This window comes from Daquilactobacillus linshuiensis, assembly GCF_052828685.1.
The window spans coordinates 137,613-155,799 of the sequence record NZ_CM128255.1; the positions used below are offsets into that span (position 1 = coordinate 137,613).

General features: G+C 31.3%; 13 protein-coding genes and 4 tRNA genes. 16 read left to right on the forward strand and 1 reads right to left on the reverse strand.

Translation table 11 applies throughout. The annotated features are described in order from the left end of the window. Position 1 precedes the first annotated feature (1 nt). The 5 genes from ACUV9F_RS00760 to ACUV9F_RS00780 all read left to right on the forward strand — a co-directional run bounded on the left by ACUV9F_RS00760 (position 2) and on the right by ACUV9F_RS00780 (position 4,306). A complete protein-coding gene (locus ACUV9F_RS00760; RefSeq protein ID WP_446183790.1) occupies positions 2 to 1,558 on the forward strand; it encodes a helix-turn-helix domain-containing protein in 1,557 nt (518 codons plus the stop codon). A 272-nt stretch (positions 1,559 to 1,830) separates the two neighbouring features. Continuing rightward, on the forward strand, positions 1,831 to 3,108 hold the full coding sequence (gene serS / locus ACUV9F_RS00765) for a serine--tRNA ligase (RefSeq protein WP_446183791.1): 1,278 nt from the start codon (positions 1,831 to 1,833) through the stop codon (positions 3,106 to 3,108). A 61-nt stretch (positions 3,109 to 3,169) separates the two neighbouring features. Continuing rightward, a tRNA-Asn gene (locus ACUV9F_RS00770) sits at positions 3,170 to 3,242 on the forward strand. Between the two features lie 54 nt (positions 3,243 to 3,296). Beyond that, positions 3,297 to 4,220 (forward strand): alpha/beta hydrolase, encoded by a 924-nt coding sequence (locus ACUV9F_RS00775; protein ID WP_446183792.1) that lies wholly within the window; start codon positions 3,297 to 3,299, stop codon positions 4,218 to 4,220. 13 nt (positions 4,221 to 4,233) lie between these two features. Then, a tRNA-Thr gene (locus ACUV9F_RS00780) sits at positions 4,234 to 4,306 on the forward strand. Between the two features lie 68 nt (positions 4,307 to 4,374). On the opposite strand, the gene ACUV9F_RS00785 is transcribed toward ACUV9F_RS00780, so the two are convergent. Next, positions 4,375 to 6,177, reverse strand: coding sequence for a sulfatase-like hydrolase/transferase (locus tag ACUV9F_RS00785; protein WP_446183793.1), 1,803 nt, complete (start codon positions 6,175 to 6,177; stop codon positions 4,375 to 4,377). Between the two features lie 99 nt (positions 6,178 to 6,276). Here ACUV9F_RS00785 and ACUV9F_RS00790 point away from each other — a divergent pair, with 99 nt between their 5' ends. From ACUV9F_RS00790 to ACUV9F_RS00840, 11 genes are all read left to right on the forward strand, one after another. After that, positions 6,277 to 6,609, forward strand: coding sequence for a cyclic-phosphate processing receiver domain-containing protein (locus ACUV9F_RS00790; RefSeq protein ID WP_446183794.1), 333 nt, complete (start codon positions 6,277 to 6,279; stop codon positions 6,607 to 6,609). Between the two features lie 200 nt (positions 6,610 to 6,809). Next, a complete protein-coding gene (glpK, locus tag ACUV9F_RS00795) occupies positions 6,810 to 8,339 on the forward strand; it encodes a glycerol kinase GlpK (protein ID WP_446183795.1) in 1,530 nt (509 codons plus the stop codon). Then, positions 8,332 to 9,051, forward strand: a complete 720-nt coding sequence (locus ACUV9F_RS00800; protein WP_446183796.1) for an MIP/aquaporin family protein — start codon at positions 8,332 to 8,334, stop codon at positions 9,049 to 9,051. The genes glpK (ACUV9F_RS00795) and ACUV9F_RS00800 overlap by 8 nt, the downstream gene beginning before the upstream one ends. Before the next feature lie 22 nt (positions 9,052 to 9,073). Further along, positions 9,074 to 10,570, forward strand: a complete 1,497-nt coding sequence (glpK, locus tag ACUV9F_RS00805) for a glycerol kinase GlpK (RefSeq protein WP_446183797.1) — start codon at positions 9,074 to 9,076, stop codon at positions 10,568 to 10,570. Between the two features lie 99 nt (positions 10,571 to 10,669). Further along, entirely contained in the window at positions 10,670 to 11,392 is a 723-nt protein-coding gene (locus ACUV9F_RS00810; RefSeq protein ID WP_446183798.1) for an MIP/aquaporin family protein, read from the forward strand. 144 nt (positions 11,393 to 11,536) lie between these two features. Beyond that, positions 11,537 to 12,991, forward strand: a complete 1,455-nt coding sequence (locus tag ACUV9F_RS00815) for a peptide MFS transporter (RefSeq protein WP_446183799.1) — start codon at positions 11,537 to 11,539, stop codon at positions 12,989 to 12,991. Positions 12,992 to 13,091: 100 nt separating this feature from the next. After that, positions 13,092 to 13,174: transfer RNA gene (locus tag ACUV9F_RS00820), tRNA-Tyr, on the forward strand. Positions 13,175 to 13,180: 6 nt separating this feature from the next. Continuing rightward, positions 13,181 to 13,252, forward strand: a tRNA-Gln gene (locus ACUV9F_RS00825). Between the two features lie 101 nt (positions 13,253 to 13,353). Then, the gene (locus ACUV9F_RS00830; protein WP_446183800.1) at positions 13,354 to 14,058 is read left to right on the forward strand and encodes a GntR family transcriptional regulator; all 705 of its coding nucleotides are present in this window, start codon (positions 13,354 to 13,356) and stop codon (positions 14,056 to 14,058) included. Between the two features lie 10 nt (positions 14,059 to 14,068). Beyond that, the gene (locus ACUV9F_RS00835; protein WP_446183801.1) at positions 14,069 to 15,433 is read left to right on the forward strand and encodes a DUF6056 family protein; all 1,365 of its coding nucleotides are present in this window, start codon (positions 14,069 to 14,071) and stop codon (positions 15,431 to 15,433) included. 108 nt (positions 15,434 to 15,541) lie between these two features. Then, on the forward strand, positions 15,542 to 18,142 hold the full coding sequence (locus ACUV9F_RS00840) for a glycoside hydrolase family 73 protein (RefSeq protein WP_446183802.1): 2,601 nt from the start codon (positions 15,542 to 15,544) through the stop codon (positions 18,140 to 18,142). Positions 18,143 to 18,187: the final 45 nt, after the last annotated feature.

The following is an 18,187-nucleotide window of genomic DNA, read 5'->3' on the forward strand; positions in this document are numbered from 1 at the left end:
CTTGGAAAAATCAAACGATTTATTTTTAACTTCTTCAGATTCAGAAAAGTTAAGTTTATTTATTAAAATTGCTCAAATCAAAGTCAGAGAGATGGCAGATACTGACAGATTAAGCACTTATAGAGCACTTGACTATAAAATAGAAGAAGTGAACTTAAGACAAATCGCTATCTTACTTAAAAAAAGTTATGGAAGTATTTACAACACTTATTTAGGAATTCTAAATGATATGGAAGAAATATTGGGAAAAAAGAATCCTAGTATTTCTGAAATATTTAATGTAGATCCGGATAAGTACCATTTTTATTTGGTAAAAAATTCTCATCCTTATAAATTTATTATGAACTGTATTATTAATGAAAAATGTAGTTCGTTTCAAACTTTTTATGAGGAAGAAAATAGTAGTAAAGCTACAGTTTTAAGGCACTTAAAACCCATTAGAACAATCATGAAAAAGTTTAATTTGCGTTTAACCTATGAACCAATAAAAATTATTGGTGATGAAAAGATGGTAAGACTAGGATTGACTGGATTGATTTGGAATGCAACACGTGGATACGAGTGGCCTTTTAAGAACATATCGCACGATAGATGCTTAGATTTTGTTGAATATGCTCTTAATGAATTTAATATACCTGTACCTGATAAAACAACTTTAGAGTTTTATGCAACCTTTGTTGCTATTAATACGAATAATACTAGTAGAGGAAGAGTAATCACAAATGATGACTTATCAATTGTCTTACTACGCTATCCGTATCCTAATGTTGTAAAAAATTATTTAGAGGCAAGAAACGAAAAGTCTCCTTTAAATTCAGAACAAGAGCTATTAGAGTCTGCACATTATTATTTATATATCACATGTATGCCAACTTTCATGCCCCAAGATGATGAGGCAATTAATAGAGTTTTAAAATTATTTAGAAAATCTAATCCTGATGTTTATAATTTTGTGGAAGAAATAATTTCTAAATTTCCTTTAGATTTGCAAGATGCCATGGATTATGATGACAATGCAATGAAGCAATTCAAAAATAACTTTATTGCTTCAACGGTAGCAAGTGTTGCCTTTAAGGGTAATTATATGGGGCTGTCTGACTTTTATTTAAATTATCAATTGTCAATGTCAAAATTAGACTATCCTGAATTAAAGAAAATGACGCTAGATACAGTTCAGCAAGTTGCTATGAGAGATGAATTTCAAATATTTAGTAACGATACAGTTAATATTGCTGAGGGGATGTATGATTTAATTAGTAGAAGAGTAATATTAAATCGAGTTGAAAATAGAGTTCAAGTATTCGTTGGAATGGAGAGGTTCTTCATGATACACAGTGATTTAATGCAAATGCTTGAGTCAATACCTTTTGTAGATATAACTGAGGAAATAGAAAACGCAGATCTTGTAATTGCTGAAAGTGAAAAATTGATACCTAATGGAATAAATGAAAAAGCATTTATGTTTCAATGGGTTTATGGCGGCCTTGAAGGACAATATGGCGAATTATATAGTTTAATTCACGAAATTTGGACAAATCAACAAACTTTAAATGATTAAGTTGAAATAATATTTCTTATGCATTATTATTAAATCAACAAGCGATAAGAATACCTATCAGACTTTTCAGAGAGCTAGTGGTTGGTGAGAATTAGCAAAGTCATATTCCAGTATTCGAGCTTATGGCTAATAACCATCGGTTGGATATCGATATCATCCTCAAAGAGCAGATATATTTGTATCTGAATTTGGGTGGTACCGCGAATAAATCGATTCGTCCCTTTGCAGGGATGAGTCGATTTTTTTATTAGCAAAATAAAAAGGAGAAAATTATGTTAGACATAAAACAAATCAGAAAAGACCCACAATGGGCAAAAGATAAACTAGCTTCAAGAGGAGTTACTGCACAACAAATTGACGAAGTTGTAGAACTAGACTCTAAGCGTCGAGAAATTTTAGTAGAAACAGAAAATTTAAAAGCACAAAGAAATGAAGTATCTCAAAAAATAGCTCAGGCTAAGAGAAATAAAGAAGATGCTTCTTCACAAATCAAATCTATGCAAGATGTATCTGCCCAAATTAAAGATCTAGACAATCAATTAAATGATGTTGACGAAAAAATGAATTATATATTAGTTAGACTACCTAATTTTCCAGATGATTCTGTTCCTGTAGGACCTGATGAAAGTTTTAATGAAGAAGTTAAAAAATGGGGAGATATTAGAAAATTTGATTTTGAACCTAAAGCACATTTTGAAATTGGAGAAGAACTTGGAATATTAGATTTTGAACGTGCAGCAAAAGTTTCTGGAAGTAGATTTGTTTATTATGTGGGACTTGGTGCAAGACTTGAACGTGCGGTGTATAGTTTTATGTTGGATCAACACGCCCAAGAAGGATATAAAGAAATGATTACTCCTTATTTAGTAAATAACGATTCAATGTTTGGTACGTCTCAATTCCCTAAATTCACTGAAGATGTCTATACAGTACTTAATGAAGAAGACCCATTAACCCTAATTCCTACAGCAGAAGTTCCTTTAACTAACTTTTATCGTGGTGAAATTTTAGATGAAGATCAACTTCCACAAAAATTTACAGCGCTAAGTCCAAGTTTTAGATCTGAAGCTGGAAGTGCTGGGCGTGATACACGTGGTTTAATTAGAATGCATCAATTTAACAAAGTTGAAATGGTTAAATTTACAACGCCAGAAAGTTCATATGATGAACTAGAAAAAATGACAAGGAATGCTGAAAATATTTTAGAAAAATTAAATCTTCCATATCATAGGATAGTTTTAGCTAGTGGTGATGCAAGCTTTTCAGCAGCAAAAACTTATGATTTAGAAGTATGGTTGCCAGCACAAGATATGTATAGAGAAATATCTAGTTGTTCAGATTGTATTGACTTCCAAGCACGTAGAGCTCAAATAAGATATCGTGATTCAGATGGAAAAGTTAAGCTATTACATACTTTGAATGGATCCGGCTTGGCTGTTGGTAGAACGGTGGCTGCTATTTTGGAAAACTATCAAAATGAAGATGGATCAGTAACAATTCCAGAAGCATTAGTTCCATACATGGGTGGAGTTACAAAAATTACAAAATAGAAAAAAATAACTTGACTGATATTTTTAAAAAAGATATTATTTAATAGTCGTCAAGTTATATTCCGGTTTAGCTCAGTTGGTAGAGCACCTGACTGTTAATCAGGTTGTCGTCAGTTCGAGTCTGACAACCGGAGTAAAAAGCCAGCTTTTGCTGGTTTTTTTTATACAAACTATTCTTAGGTGAAAATATGAAAAAGAAAATAATTATTAGTATTATAGTGATTATTGTATTATTGACAAGTGTATTTACTGCTGCAAGTTTGTATTTTTATGATGTTGCTTTTGTACCAGGACAAAAAACTTTTTTAAAGTCCGAAAAAACAACACAAAGTATGTATAAGGCAAAAAAATGGTTAGAAAAAAATAAAATAACTTGGAAACAACTTTCAGCAACAGATGATTTAAAATTAGTTGCAGATTATGTTCCAGCGAAGAATACAACTAAAAAAACCATAATAATTGCTCATGGATTTATGGGCAAAAAAGAAGACATGGCTCAACAAATAAAGATGTTTCATGATATGGGATATAATGTCTTAGCTCCTGATGATCGAGCTCACGGTCAAAGTCAGGGTAATGTTATTGGATATGGGTGGTTGGATAAAGACGACTATTTAAAATGGATAAATAAAGTAATAAAAAAAGATGGAAAAAATTCACAAATAGGATTGTATGGAATAAGTATGGGTGGAGCGACAGTCATGATGACAAGTGGAATCAATTTGCCATCACAAGTAAAAGCAATTGTGGAAGACTGCGGATATACGTCATTAAAAGACGAATTATTTTATGAAGCTGGTAATCTTTATAAAATTCCACCGATACCTTTAGTAAAAACACTTAGTTGGGTAACTAAGATAAAAGGCGGATATGACCCTTATGAAGCAAGTAGTGTTAAACAGCTAAATAATAATCATTTACCAACATTTTTTATTCATGGCGATAAAGATGATTTTGTCCCAACGAAAATGGTATATGAAAATTATAAAGCAACTAAAGGTCCAAAAGAACTTTGGTTAGTTAAGGGCGCAAGTCATGCGAAATCATTTGCAAAAAATCCTAAGTTATATCAAAATAAAATAGGTAAGTTTTTAAATAAGTACTTTGATTAAAAGTATTTATTATGCCAGTTTAGCTCAGTTGGTAGAGCATCGGTATCGTAAACCGGCGGTCACAGGTTCGAATCCTGCAACTGGCATAAATAAAAATCCATAAAGATTTTAAATAGTCTTTATGGATTTTTTGCTTGAATATTTATAAATACTATTATTTATTATTCATGAATGTTTTGTTATAGAAAGTGGATCGTTTTGAAAGTTCCTTATTAACTTTTGCAAATCCATCCCTCTCTATCAAAGTTTTTTTATTAGATAAAAGATTAGTACCTAGTCCTAATCTATCACCTGGGATTTCGACGTTTAGCTCTGCTAAAGTCGTAGGGAACATGTCTAAGGTACTAAATTCTCTATTCTTGGTATTAACAGTGGCAGCCGACTCACTACCATTAATAATTAGATTAAAAGTTCGCCTATTTTCAACTCCTTGATAGAAATATGGATCCATAGATAAGTGATCGCCGTGTATAACGATTGTAGTATTTTGATAAAATGGTTGGGTTTTTATCCAATTTACGAATTCAACTAATTGATGGTCTGAATAAGATACGACATTTGAATATTGATCATTGTATATTTTGGGCATATCTTTTTCGGCATATCCACCAATAAAATGAGTATTTTCTGTTAGCATAGTTAAGTTAAATGGTTTGTCAGACTGACTCAAAGTTGTAAGATCTTCTTTTGCAAAATTAAATAATTTGGAGTCTTCAAACCCCCAATATACATGATATTTTTTAGGAAGTCTTTTTTCTTTTTTTACTTGATTTAAATCATCAATTTTTTTAATTCCATGTTGTTGGAAATAATTTTTTCTCCCACCAAATGTTGAGTCAGAACCTAAAAGGAGTGTCTGGTTATAGCCTTCCTTAGATAAAATATCATTTAGTGAAATAACTCCTGGCAAAAATTTTGATCCTTTTGTTTTTGAATAATCATTTCCAGATGCTGTTGGTACTTTTAGAGGTAGGCCGGATGATTGTGCAACCATTCCTGCAACAGTCCATCCTGTTCCAGGAAGTTGTTGAGCGCCTCCAAATTCCTTATCAGTATCGGAAAAATGTAAACTATCGGATTGACGTGATAAGGTTGTTAGTTCAGGCATTAGATTTGTAGTCCATTGACCACCTAATTCTTTAGAGATAGTTGTTGACTCTAACGATTCACAATAAATATATATTAGATTTCTTTTTTTCTTAGGAAACTTTAGTTTTTGAAAATCAGGTTTTACGTAATTATTTTTTATGTACGTAGAATCTGACGTTAGATAAGAATAAAAGGCAAAAGCGTCAGCTTTTTTTGCGGCGATAGCTGTAAAACATAGTGACAAAATTATACTTAAGACACTTAAAACAGTTGAAATTTTTATTAATATTTTTTTATTAGCGAAGCCAATAAAAACTTTGAAATTTTTGAAATATAAATAAAAAAAGGATACAACAAACAAGAATATGATAGATTTAAGTAGTGGACCTTTGAGAAAAGAAATCAAAAAGCTATTGTCAGCACCCTCCATTGGTTGAGTTAAATTATAAATGATTTGCTCAGGTGTGAGTAACCCAAAAGTTCTATTTTCCCATAATGCTGATAATAATAAGAAAAAGCCTAAAGTGAATAGTAATATAGGAATTATATATCTTATATGTTTTTGATTGTTGAATTTTATAAACTTAACAGAAAAGAATTTTTTTATAATTAAAAGTACTATAAATAAAGTAGTAAGAAAAATAATTGCTATTAAAAATATAAACTTGATTGATGTAATATTATTTTTGAAAATTTCAACAGTTGATATTTTTTTATTCAGATATATTTCTGTTACTTTAAGACTAACAAAAAACGAAAAAAATAAATTTAAATATGCGCCAATTAAAATTTTTAAAAAATTATTTTTTTTAATGAGCATTAAAATAAGTAGTGGAATAATTACACATATAATAAATAAGTAGAACATAAAACACCTCTTGATTGCTGATAATATATATTAAAATATATTTTTTAATGATAAAGACTATTTTGATATGATAACATTAGTTTGAGGGAGATGTTAAATATGAAACTTTTTTTAGATGATTTACGTTATGAACCAAAAAATTGGCAATTAGTTAATACGGTTAAAGAATTAGAAGAAGTTTTTATAAAAAATAAGTCTAAGGTCACACACATTTCACTTGATAATAGTCTTGGCTGGGGAGTTCCTCAGGGCAAGACGTTTGTAGATGATTTTATCAATAACCAATGGTATGTTGATAATCTTTGGATTCATTCATCTGATTTTGTCGCAGTAGATTATATGAAAGATCAGTTGGATGTAGCCAAAAAAAGTGGAGTTATATCTCCTAACATAAATGTAAAAATTGTTTCTTATCCTGATGATTTTGAATAAGATTGCTACTATTGCAATCTTATTTTTTTAGATTATTTTTTTCACAAATTTATACTTTTTTAATAAAAAACACTGAATAACAAACATAATTATCTGTGAGAGAAATTACAATAAAATTATGTCGCTTCATTTTTGTTTACAAGTGATGCAAAGATGTTATAAAGTTTGAATGTAAAGGGTTTCATAAAAAGGAGGAAATTATGGCAGAGAAATATATTATGGCAATTGATGAGGGTACAACTAGTACACGTGCAATTATTTTTGACAAAAAAGGACATCAATTAGCTGATGCGCAAAAAGAGTTTACACAGTATTTTCCAAAACCAGGTTGGGTAGAACATGATGCTAATGAAATTTGGAATGCTGTTTTATCAACTGTAGCAAACGTGTTTATTGAATCGGAAATTAAACCGAACCAAATTGCTGGTATTGGTGTAACAAACCAACGTGAAACCACAATAATATGGGATAAAAAAACAGGTCTTCCAATTTACAATGCAATTGTTTGGCAATCAAGGCAGACTGCAGATATTGCTCAAAAATTAATAGATGATGGTTATTCTGATTTAATACATGAAAAAACTGGTTTGATTATAGACGCATATTTTTCAGCAACGAAAATTAGGTGGATATTAGATCATGTTGAAGGTGCACAAGAGCGTGCTGAAAAAGGAGAATTGCTTTTTGGAACCATTGACACGTGGCTTGTATGGAAACTAACCGGTGGAGATTCGCATATAACGGATTATTCTAATGCTAGTCGTACCATGTTATTTAATATAAATGAATTGAAATGGGATGAAGAAATTCTAAAAATATTAAATATTCCAAATAAAATTCTTCCTGAAGTAAGATCTAACTCTGAAATATACGGGAAAACAAAGGATTTTCATTTTTATGGAACAGAAGCTCCAATTTCAGGAATGGCTGGAGACCAGCAAGCAGCGTTATTTGGGCAAATGGCATTTGAAAAAGGTATGGTAAAGAATACTTATGGAACTGGTGCCTTTGTTGTCATGAATACTGGTGAAAAGCCACAAATATCTAATAATAATTTACTAACAACAATTGGTTACGGAATAAATGGAAAAGTATACTACGCACTTGAAGGTAGTGTTTTTGTGGCTGGTTCTGCAATTCAATGGTTACGTGATGCAATGCATATGGTGGAACATGCACCTGATTCTTACGAGGCAGCGATTGCATCAAAAAATGATGATGAAGTCTATGTTGTTCCAGCGTTTACTGGATTAGGTGCACCATATTGGGATTCTCAAGCTCGTGGTGCAGTATTTGGATTAACTAGAGGAACAACGAGAGAAGATTTTATTAAGGCCACCTTGCAATCATTGGCTTATCAATCACGTGATGTTATTGATACTATGAAAAAAGACACAGGTATTGATATTCCATTGTTAAAAGTCGATGGTGGAGCTGCTAATAATGATTATTTACTACAATTTCAATCTGATATTTTACAAATTCCAATTCAAAAAGCTCATGACCTTGAAACGACAGCCTTAGGAGCAGCATTTCTTGCTGGACTAGGTGTTGGTTTTTGGAAAGATATTGATGAACTTAAAGCAGAATATGCAGATGGCGAAATCTTTAAACCTAAAATGGATAAAAAACGTGCTTCTGAGTTATATGAAGGATGGACTCAGGCGGTAAAAGCTACTAGAGTCTTCACACACAAATCTCAAGATAAAGAAGGTAATAATAATGGATAATAGCTTATTTATGCAATTAGTTGGTGAATTCATTGGTACCACAGTCTTAGTTTTGCTTGGTGATGGTGTAGTTGCGGGAGTTAGTTTGAAGAAAACAAAAGCAGAAGGTGCAGGCTGGATTGCAATAACTTTAGGATGGGGATTTGCTGTAATCTTAGGTGTATATTCATCAAGCTTTTTGAGCCCAGCACATTTGAATCCAGCTGTAACAATTGGAATGGCGGTTGCTGGTAATTTTGATTGGGCATATGTCCTACCATATATTATTGCACAAACATTAGGTGGTATATTTGGGGCTATTTTAGTTTGGATACAATATTTACCACATTGGAAAGAAACTGACGATCAATCAGTCATTTTAGGAACATTTGCTACTGGACCAGCAATTAGGAGCTATGGAGCAAACTTTGTATCTGAAGTTATAGGAACAGTAGTTTTGGTATTTGGTTTATTAGCATTTACTAGAGGAAAATTTACTGATGGACTAAATCCAATGGCTGTTGGTGTTTTAATTACATCGATTGGTTTGTCATTAGGTGGAACAACAGGATATGCAATTAACCCTGCCAGAGATTTAGGACCAAGAATCGCCCATCAAATATTACCTATTGCAAATAAAGGCGGATCAGATTGGTCTTATAGTTGGATTCCGGTTTTAGGACCGATTGTAGGAGGAATTTTGGGAGCAGGATTATATTTATTAATACCTTAATTATTGTTGGAGAAGTATTTAAATGAAGAAGTATATATTATCAATTGATGAAGGAACTACAAGCACCAGAGCAGTTATTTTTGATTTAAAAGGCAATAGAATTGCCATGAATAGAAAAAGAATTGATTTAACATATCCCAAAGAAGGATGGGTTGAACAAAACGCTATAGATATTTGGAACTCCGTATTATCAACAATTGCAACAGTTTTTATTGAATCAGGAATAAAGCCCGACGAAATAAAAACAATAGGGATTGCTAATCAACGTGAAACAACTATTGTTTGGGATAAAAGCACTGGACTTCCTATATATAATGCAATAGCTTGGCAATCAAGACAGACTACTGATTTAGTTAATAAGCTAATTAATGATAATCAACAAGACATGATTAGAAATAAAACAGGTCTTACAATCAGTCCTTATTTTTCTGCTACAAAAATTCGCTGGATATTAGACAAAGTACCTGGTGCACAGGAAAAAGCAGAAAAAGGTGAACTATTATTCGGAACTGTTAATACTTGGATTTTATGGAAACTAACTGGAGGACAATCATTTTATACAGATTACTCCAATGCTAGTCGTACTATGTTATTTAATATATATGACTTGACTTGGGATAAAGAATTGTTAGATCTTTTAGACATTCCAATGGCAATGTTACCTGAAGTGAAAAGTAATTCAGAAATTTTTGGCAAAACAGTAAATTATCATTTCTTTGGTAGCCAAGTACCAATAACAGGAATGGCGGGTTCACAACAAGCAGCATTATTTGGCCAAATGGCTTTTGAAAAAGGTATGACAAAAGGAAATCTTGGAACAGGTGCCTTTGTAGTTATGAACACTGGAGATAAGCCAATTATTTCTAATAATGAATTATTAACGACTATCGGCTACGGAATTAATGGAAAAATTAATTATGCTCTTGAAGGGACAATATTTGTAGCGGGTGGAGCATTACAGTGGTTACGTGATGGCTTAAAAATTATTAAAGATACACCTTCAACTGAAAAAATTGCAAAAGAATCAGCTAATGATGATGAATTATATGTTGTTCCAGCATTTTCTGGTCTAGGCGCTCCTTATTGGGATTTGAATGCTAGAGGAAGTATTTTTGGAATTACAAGGGGAACAACGGATAAGGATTTAGTAAAAGCCACTTTGCAGTCACTTTCTTATCAATTTAAAGATATTGTTGATACTATGAAAAATGATTCAGGATTAGACATACCTTTGGTAAAAGTTGACGGTGGTGCTGCGGCAAATAAGTATTTAGTTCAATTTCAATCAGATATTTTACAGACTAATGTACAGGTTGCTAATGAATTAGATACGACAACTGCATTAGGAGCAGCCTTTTTTGCAGGACTGGGTGTTGGCGTATGGAACTCAACAGAAGATATAAAAAAGGACTATCATGAAGGAACTCTTGTAAAACCCAAAATGAAGTCAAATAGGGCAAGTTATTTATATGAAGGTTGGCAAAATGCTATTGAAGCAACAAAGGCGTTTAAAAAATAATTATGCAAATATAATTAGTTGTTCTATATTAATTAAATGATAAAATATGTAGATGTTGTTTGAAAACAGCATCTATTTTTTTATTAGGAGAAAATATAAATGGGAACAAGTACAATGACTCAATTATTGGGTGAATTTATTGGAACAGCTATCATGGTTTTACTTGGTGATGGTGTGATTGCTGGTGTTTTATTGAAAAAAACAAAATCATTTAATGATGGTTGGATGACTATCGCTTTGGGATGGGGACTTGCTGTGACATTTGGTGTATTCGCATCTAATTTTATGAGTATGGCGTTATTAAACCCGGCCGTTTCATTAGGAATGGTTGTTACAGGTGAGCTCAACTTCTCACTATTTATTCTCTATATTATTGCGCAATTATTAGGCGCAATGTTTGGTTCGTTAATAGTATGGTTACAATTTTTACCACACTGGGAAGAGACAGATGATTCTACAGAAATTCTTTCATCTTTTGCCACTGTACCTGCTATTAAGAATCCAATTGCAAACTTCATTAGTGAGTTTGTAGGTACATTTACTTTAATGTTTGTTTTATTAGAAATGACTGGACACAATAATTTTGGTCCGTTCAAGCCCGTATTAATTGGTCTATTAATTTTTGCAATTGTTATTGCTTTAGGTGGAACAACTGGTTATGCTTTGAATCCTGCACGTGATTTGGGACCAAGAATTATGCATACAATTTTACCTATTAAAAACAAAGGAACATCAGACTGGAGCTATGGATGGATTCCGGTTGTAGCACCAACAGCTGGTGCTGTGGTAGCTGCATATTTATTCATGTTATTGCCAGTATAAAAGGCCTTTAGGCCTTTTTTTATTTTCTTAAATTAAAAAAATCTGTTTATTTTTTTAGAAATCCTTTGACATCAAAGAATTTTAATATTATGATATTAGACAATTATTAGAGAAATTTTAATTTATAGTTTGAGAGGTAAGATTATGGACTCAAAACAAGATAAGGGATTCTTTGGGCAACCGAAAGGTTTAAGAACTTTATTTCTAACAGAATTCTGGGAAAGATTTAGTTACTATGGGATGCGTGCCATCCTATTGCTTTACATGTTTGATAAGACGATGAATGGCGGTCTTGGATTTCCTCAGGCAACTGCTGCTTCCATTATGTCAATTTACGGTTCCCTAGTTTATATGAGTAGTGTTTTAGGTGGATTTGTTAGTGACCGTATTTTAGGAAGTCGTCGCACTGTGTTTTGGGGTGGAGTGCTAATCATGTTTGGTCATATTGTTTTAGCATTACCATTTGGTGCTCCCGCATTATACGTATCAATATTATTAATTACTGTTGGTACAGGTATGTTAAAACCAAATGTTTCCGAAATGGTCGGTGGACTATATTCACCAGAAGACACACGTCGTGATGCAGGATTTAGTATTTTTGTTTTAGGTATTAACTTTGGTTCATTATTGGCTCCTCTCGCAGTTGGATATGTTCAAGGAAAATATAACTATCACGCAGGATTTTCACTTGCAGCAATTGGTATGTTTTTAGGTTTAATTTTTTATGTTCTTGATGGAAAAAGAAATCTTCATGAAGATAGTTTAAAAGTACCTAATCCAATTACTGACGAAGAAAGATCTTCAGTAATTAAGTATATTGGAATCGGAGCAGTTATAGTTGCTGTATTAGTAGCATTAATGGTATTTACTCATACATTAAATATTAGTAATGTTATTTGGATTTTAAGTATCTTAGGTGTATTAATTCCAGTTATTTATTTTGTAATTATGCTTAGAAGTGAAAAAGTTACAAAAGTTGAAAAATCTCGTGTCAGAGCATATATATTATTATTTATTGCAGCTGTTATTTTTTGGGCAATTGAAGAACAAGGATCATCTGTTCTTGCTTTAGTTGTTGCAAATAGAACACAACTTCATTTTGGTGGCATGAATCTACAAGTACCACAATTTCAAATGTTAAATCCATTCTTCATTGTTTTATATACACCATTCTTTGCTTGGATGTGGACAAAATTAGGCAAGAAACAACCAAGTTCACCAACTAAGTTTTGGTTAGGTTTAATTTTTACAGGTATATCATTCTTAGTACTGGCACTACCTTTAGCAACACCAGGTAAAATTAGTCCATTATGGCTTGTGTTAAGTTGGGCCTTAGTAATGTTTGGTGAGTTATTGATTTCACCGGTTGGATTATCAGTAACAACTAAATTAGCTCCAAAAGCATTTGGTGCACAGATGATGAGTATGTGGTTCTTAGCAGATGCTGCTGGACAAGCGATAAATGCTCAAATAGTTAAGTTTTATGAAGTTAATGATGTTATGTACTTTAGTGTTATAGGTGTTTTAATTATAGTATTTGCTATAATTTTGGCATTATTAACTCCAAAAATTAAACCTTTAATGAAGGGTGTAAATTAGAAATTAAACCACTAAATTTGTTTAGTGGTTTTTTATTATTCAATTTTTAAAAAAAACTATTGCATTAGTTAGGTATTTTCTGTAATATATTTATTGTTTTGGAGGGGTAGCGAAGTCTGGCTAAACGCGGCGGACTGTAAATCCGCTCCTTCGGGTTCGGAGGTTCGAATCCTCTCCCCTCCATAACATTGGGCTATAGCCAAGCGGTAAGGCAACGGGTTTTGATCCCGTGATGCGTTGGTTCGAATCCAACTAGCCCAATAAGTTGAAAAGCAGGACCGTAGGTCCTGTTTTTTTGTTATAATTGGTATATTAGTTTTGTGCTTTTAAATGTGTTAATAAATTACAAAGAGGAACCTTTTATGAATGTACCGGTATATATCCAAATACATAATCAAATAAAAAAAGAAGTAGAGTCAGGGAAGTGGAAAATAGGAGAAAGAATTCCATCTGAAAGATCGCTTTCTCAAACGTTTCATGTGAGCAGAATGACTTTAAGACAGGCTGTACAAACGTTAGTTGATGAAGGTATTCTACAGCGAAAAGTTGGTTCAGGAACTTATGTAGCAAGCAGTAGAGTCCAAGAAAAAATGACTGGAACTACAAGTTTTACTGAAATAATGAAATCTCAAGGTAGAGTACCCTCAAGTAAAACTGTAAGTTATTATCTATCAGATCCATCTATTAGTGAAATGGAAAATCTAAATTTAGAATCCGAACAACAAGTTTTGAGGATGGAAAGAATACGATATGCAGATGGACAACCTATATGTTTTGAGACAACCACTGTACCAGCCAATTTGATTTCTAATTTGAGTAAAAAGGATATAACAACTTCATTTTATAATGCTCTTGAAAATAAGGGTGGATATAAAATAGGTAATTCTAATCAAACGGTAACAGCGACATTAGCATCAGAAAAAATTGCTAATTTGTTAGATGTTAAAAGATCATCTGCTATTTTGAGACTAAGACAATTAACATTTTTAGAAGATGGCTTGCCCTTTGAATATGTAAGAACACAATATGCAAGTGATAGATTTGAATTTTATTTAGAGAGAGGATAAAAATTCTTTTATGATGAAAAAATATATAAAGAAAGTAAACTATGAAACAGTTGCAATTGTTTTAATTATCTTTTTATTATTTTTTTTAAATATTATTCTTAATATTTATGGTGGACATGAGGTTATTCCAGTAGGAGGAGACGACAAAGGTTTTGGACATATGCTATCTGAATATGGAATTTTTAATTTCATGAAATACAGGTATGATGGTTGGTCTTCTAGAGTGTTGATAGAATTAGTTTTGTCTTTGATGGTTCATTTATCTTTTATGTGGAGAATTTTGGATACCATGGCTATGTTTACTGTCGTATATATTCCTTATCGATATCTACTAAGAACTGAAGACGATAAAAAGAATTTTTTATATCTTATATCATCATTTTCTTTGTTCTTTATGATTAGAGTAGAAATGTTTAATCAAGCTGGGTGGGTTGCGACGACTACAAATTATTTATGGGTTCTAGCATGTGGAGAATTATCTCTTATCCCAATAATTAGAAAATATTTCAATCAAAAAAATAACATCTTAATTTATATCTTATCAATTTTATTCTTAATTTATGCTGTAAATCAAGAGCAAATGGCAGGGATAATGTTTTTGATTTTAGCTAGTATTGTATGCTATAAATTCCTAAATAAGATGGATTTTAAATTTGAATTTTTTCAATTACTTATTACACTGGGTTCTATTATATTTATACTACTTTCAAAAGGAAATAAAGTCAGAAATAGTGTTGAAATGAGCAGAATGCCTTTATTGGATAAAGTATCATTGTTGAAGAAAATTGAATTAGGATTTTCTTCAACAATTAGTCATTTTTTATTTAATTTTCAAGTGTTGTTTTTTGTTTTAACTATCTGTGTATTTTTGGCTATATTGCAAAAAAAACTTTTAAAAAATATATGGACCACTTCTCTATTCGCTTTACCTGCAATTTTTGTTGTTCTTTTTGGTAAAAATGAAATATTTAACCATATTCTTCCGATTAATTATTTTTTTGTTAATTCAGTACATGAGTATGGAACGAATTTAGTAAAAAATAATATTGTTACTTGGATTCCTGATATAGTTTTATTATTGCTTTCAATTATATTGATCTTTGGAATATGTATTATTGGTGAAAAGTCTTTAACTTCATTTTTTATAGTAGGCTTACTTGTAGTGGGATTTTTATCGAGAATTATTATGGGCTTTTCACCTACTATTTGGGCTTCAGGTCCAAGAACCTTTATGTTTATGTATGAAACTATAATAATTTCTATCATGTATATAATTTCTAAAATGAATTATGATAAGTTGAAATTTACTATGTTGTTAATGATTTGTTTCATTGGAATTTTTCAATATATGAGTTTTATTAATGTTATAGTATAAAAATTATATTTCTTTTTATTAAGAAAATGTTAAAAAAGACATGTATTAATATCTATATGATATCTTTATCATGTATGGGTAGTTTGATTATTTTGAGGAGTATATATTATGAAGAAAAAATTAAAAAATGGTTTGCTTTTGACAAGTGCTCTAAGTGCATCAATGTTTAATACACCAGCATTAATCAGTGATGCCATGGCTCAAACTGTCAATAGCTCTAACAATATTAGTACACCAGATCAAAAAGAAAATGATGATAAAAAACAGTCATCAGATAAAAATGATAATAGTAACAATGATGTAGATAATACCAGTTCTAAAAATGAAGTAGTAGATAAAAAAGAGGAAAACAAGGTTTCATCTGATAATTCAATAGGACCTGGATACTATAATAATCGTTCTCTAGTAATTGCTACTAAATCGCTTATTGATGAAACAGCAATTAATGGTGGAATTACAACTTTTAGTGGCCAAGACTTTATTAATAGTGTTGCATCAGGTGCAATTAATGGTTGGAAAAATTATAAAGTATTACCATCAGTAACTATAGCTCAAGCAATTATAGAAAGTGGCTGGGGCCAGTCTGGACTAACTCAAAAGGCTAATAATCTTTTTGGAATTAAAGGACGTTACAATGGACAGTATGTCTTAATGCCAACACAAGAATATATAAATGGTAATTGGGTGACTGTAAATGCCGAGTTCAGAAAATATCCAAGTAGAAATGAAAGTGTTGAAGACCATGGAAACTTTTTGGTTGTCAATTCAAGATATCATAATTTACTTGGGGTTACTGATTATAAAAAGGTAACAAGCTTGCTTCAACAAGATGGTTATGCTACAGACCCTAATTACCCTAGATTGCTAAATAGTATAATTGAATCTAATGGACTTACTAGATATGATGGACAGGCATTGAACTCCAATATAGGTTCTTTAGACGAAAAAAAATTCACTGGTAGTTCTTTACATGTAAGAGGGTGGAATGCTGCTGATGATAGCAAGGGTAAAAATTATAGTTATGTTTTCTTGCTTGATGCATCAACAAAAAAAGAAGTTCAAAGAGTTAAGATAAATCGCGAATCAAGAACAGATGTTAAGAATGCATATCCAAATATTTACAATTCTGGGAATTCCGGTTTTAGTGCTAATTTTAAAGTGACTCCGAATATGTATGGTAAAAAGTATATCTTGATGTCAAGATATACTTCAGATGTTAATGGGGATTACGATACTGCTGACCATATATTTAGTGATGAAATTTCACTACCAGATAATGGAAGATTAGATGAAGTTAAAATTTCACCAAGTGAATTTAGTGTAAGAGGATGGCATATTTCTCAAGATATGGATCAAAAAAAATATACATACCTATTTTTAATGGATCCAAACACTAAAAAAGAAGTAAAACGAATAAAAATTAATAGGACTAGTCGTCCGGATGTTAAGAATCTTTTTTCAGATATAAAAACATCAGATATTTCTGGATTTAACACTAATATTAAACTTGATAAAAATATGTATGGTAAAAAGTATATATTAATGTCAAGGTATACATCTGATCCTAATGGAAATAATGATGCAAATGATCACTACTATGACCAAGTGATTTCAATGCCTAATGCTGTTACAAAGGCTTCAAGTATGGATCATTTAAATATTCAAAAGAATAAGATTCACTTGGATGGTTGGCAGATAGATGAAACCAGTAAAAATAAGCCATATAGTTATATAATTATGCTTGATAAAAATACAGGCAAAGAAGTTAAAAGATTTAAGATTAACAGGCAGAAAAGAAATGATGTAAAAGATAGTTATCCATATATTTATAATGCTGAAAATAGTGGTTTTTCTCTTGATATTCCTATAGAAGATTTTATGAAGGGACATACATATAAATTTATTTCAAGATATTCATCAAATCCAAGTGGGGAAGGTGATGTATCGGAAGTACGGTTTGATAATGAATTATCAGTTCCAGGATGGGAAAATGGGAACCATGCTAATCTTGATGGAATTTCAGTAGATACAACCTCAATCAAAGTAAGAGGATGGCATGCAACTAGTGAAAGCAATAATAAAAAATATAGTTATTTATTCTTATTAGATGCTAAAACAGGAAAAGAAGTAAAACGTTTAAAAATTGATAGGACAGTAAGAAATGATGTTGGAAGTACATATTCAAATATAAGAAATTCTAAGGATTCTGGGTTTGATAATCAATTTAAACTAGATAAAAATATGTATGGGAAAAAATATGTATTGATGTCAAGATATTCGTCTGATCCCAATGGTGATTATGATGTTACAGACTATACATTTGTTAATCAGGGAATTACTACTCCTCAATTACAATCGGGAAATAGAGCAGACTTAAATGACTTTAATAAAGTAAATAGGAATACCATTTATCTTAGAGGATGGCATGCAACTAGTGAAAGTATTGATAAACCGTATCATTATCTTATTTTTCTAAATAAAAAAACAGGTCTGGAAGTATACAGAAAACAAATAAAAAATGTTTTACGCACGGATGTCGCTAATGCTTATCCAAATGTTTACAATTCTTTAAATAGTGGTTTTGAAGAAAAAATAATGAGTGATAAATTTCTCAGCAAAGATATAAAGGTAATTAGTAGATATTCAGGATCTTCTGATGGCAATTCCAAATATGTTGATTATTGGTTTAATAAAGATTTAAAAATGTAGTCTTTAAGAATAATAAAAATTATTTAGATAATAAAGTAGAGGATA

What these genes read in the sequence shown, in the direction of transcription:
- ACUV9F_RS00835 (WP_446183801.1), top strand. Translation starts at nt 14,069, where the DNA reads ATGATGAAAAAATATATAAAGAAAGTAAACTATGAAACAGTTGCAATT.
- ACUV9F_RS00830 (WP_446183800.1), top strand. Translation starts at nt 13,354, where the DNA reads ATGAATGTACCGGTATATATCCAAATACATAATCAAATAAAAAAAGAA.
- serS (WP_446183791.1), top strand. Translation starts at nt 1,831, where the DNA reads ATGTTAGACATAAAACAAATCAGAAAAGACCCACAATGGGCAAAAGAT.
- glpK (WP_446183797.1), top strand. Translation starts at nt 9,074, where the DNA reads ATGAAGAAGTATATATTATCAATTGATGAAGGAACTACAAGCACCAGA.
- ACUV9F_RS00840 (WP_446183802.1), top strand. Translation starts at nt 15,542, where the DNA reads ATGAAGAAAAAATTAAAAAATGGTTTGCTTTTGACAAGTGCTCTAAGT.
- ACUV9F_RS00810 (WP_446183798.1), top strand. Translation starts at nt 10,670, where the DNA reads ATGGGAACAAGTACAATGACTCAATTATTGGGTGAATTTATTGGAACA.
- ACUV9F_RS00815 (WP_446183799.1), top strand. Translation starts at nt 11,537, where the DNA reads ATGGACTCAAAACAAGATAAGGGATTCTTTGGGCAACCGAAAGGTTTA.
- ACUV9F_RS00775 (WP_446183792.1), top strand. Translation starts at nt 3,297, where the DNA reads ATGAAAAAGAAAATAATTATTAGTATTATAGTGATTATTGTATTATTG.
- ACUV9F_RS00790 (WP_446183794.1), top strand. Translation starts at nt 6,277, where the DNA reads ATGAAACTTTTTTTAGATGATTTACGTTATGAACCAAAAAATTGGCAA.
- ACUV9F_RS00800 (WP_446183796.1), top strand. Translation starts at nt 8,332, where the DNA reads ATGGATAATAGCTTATTTATGCAATTAGTTGGTGAATTCATTGGTACC.
- ACUV9F_RS00785 (WP_446183793.1), bottom strand. Translation starts at nt 6,177, where the DNA reads ATGTTCTACTTATTTATTATATGTGTAATTATTCCACTACTTATTTTA.
- glpK (WP_446183795.1), top strand. Translation starts at nt 6,810, where the DNA reads ATGGCAGAGAAATATATTATGGCAATTGATGAGGGTACAACTAGTACA.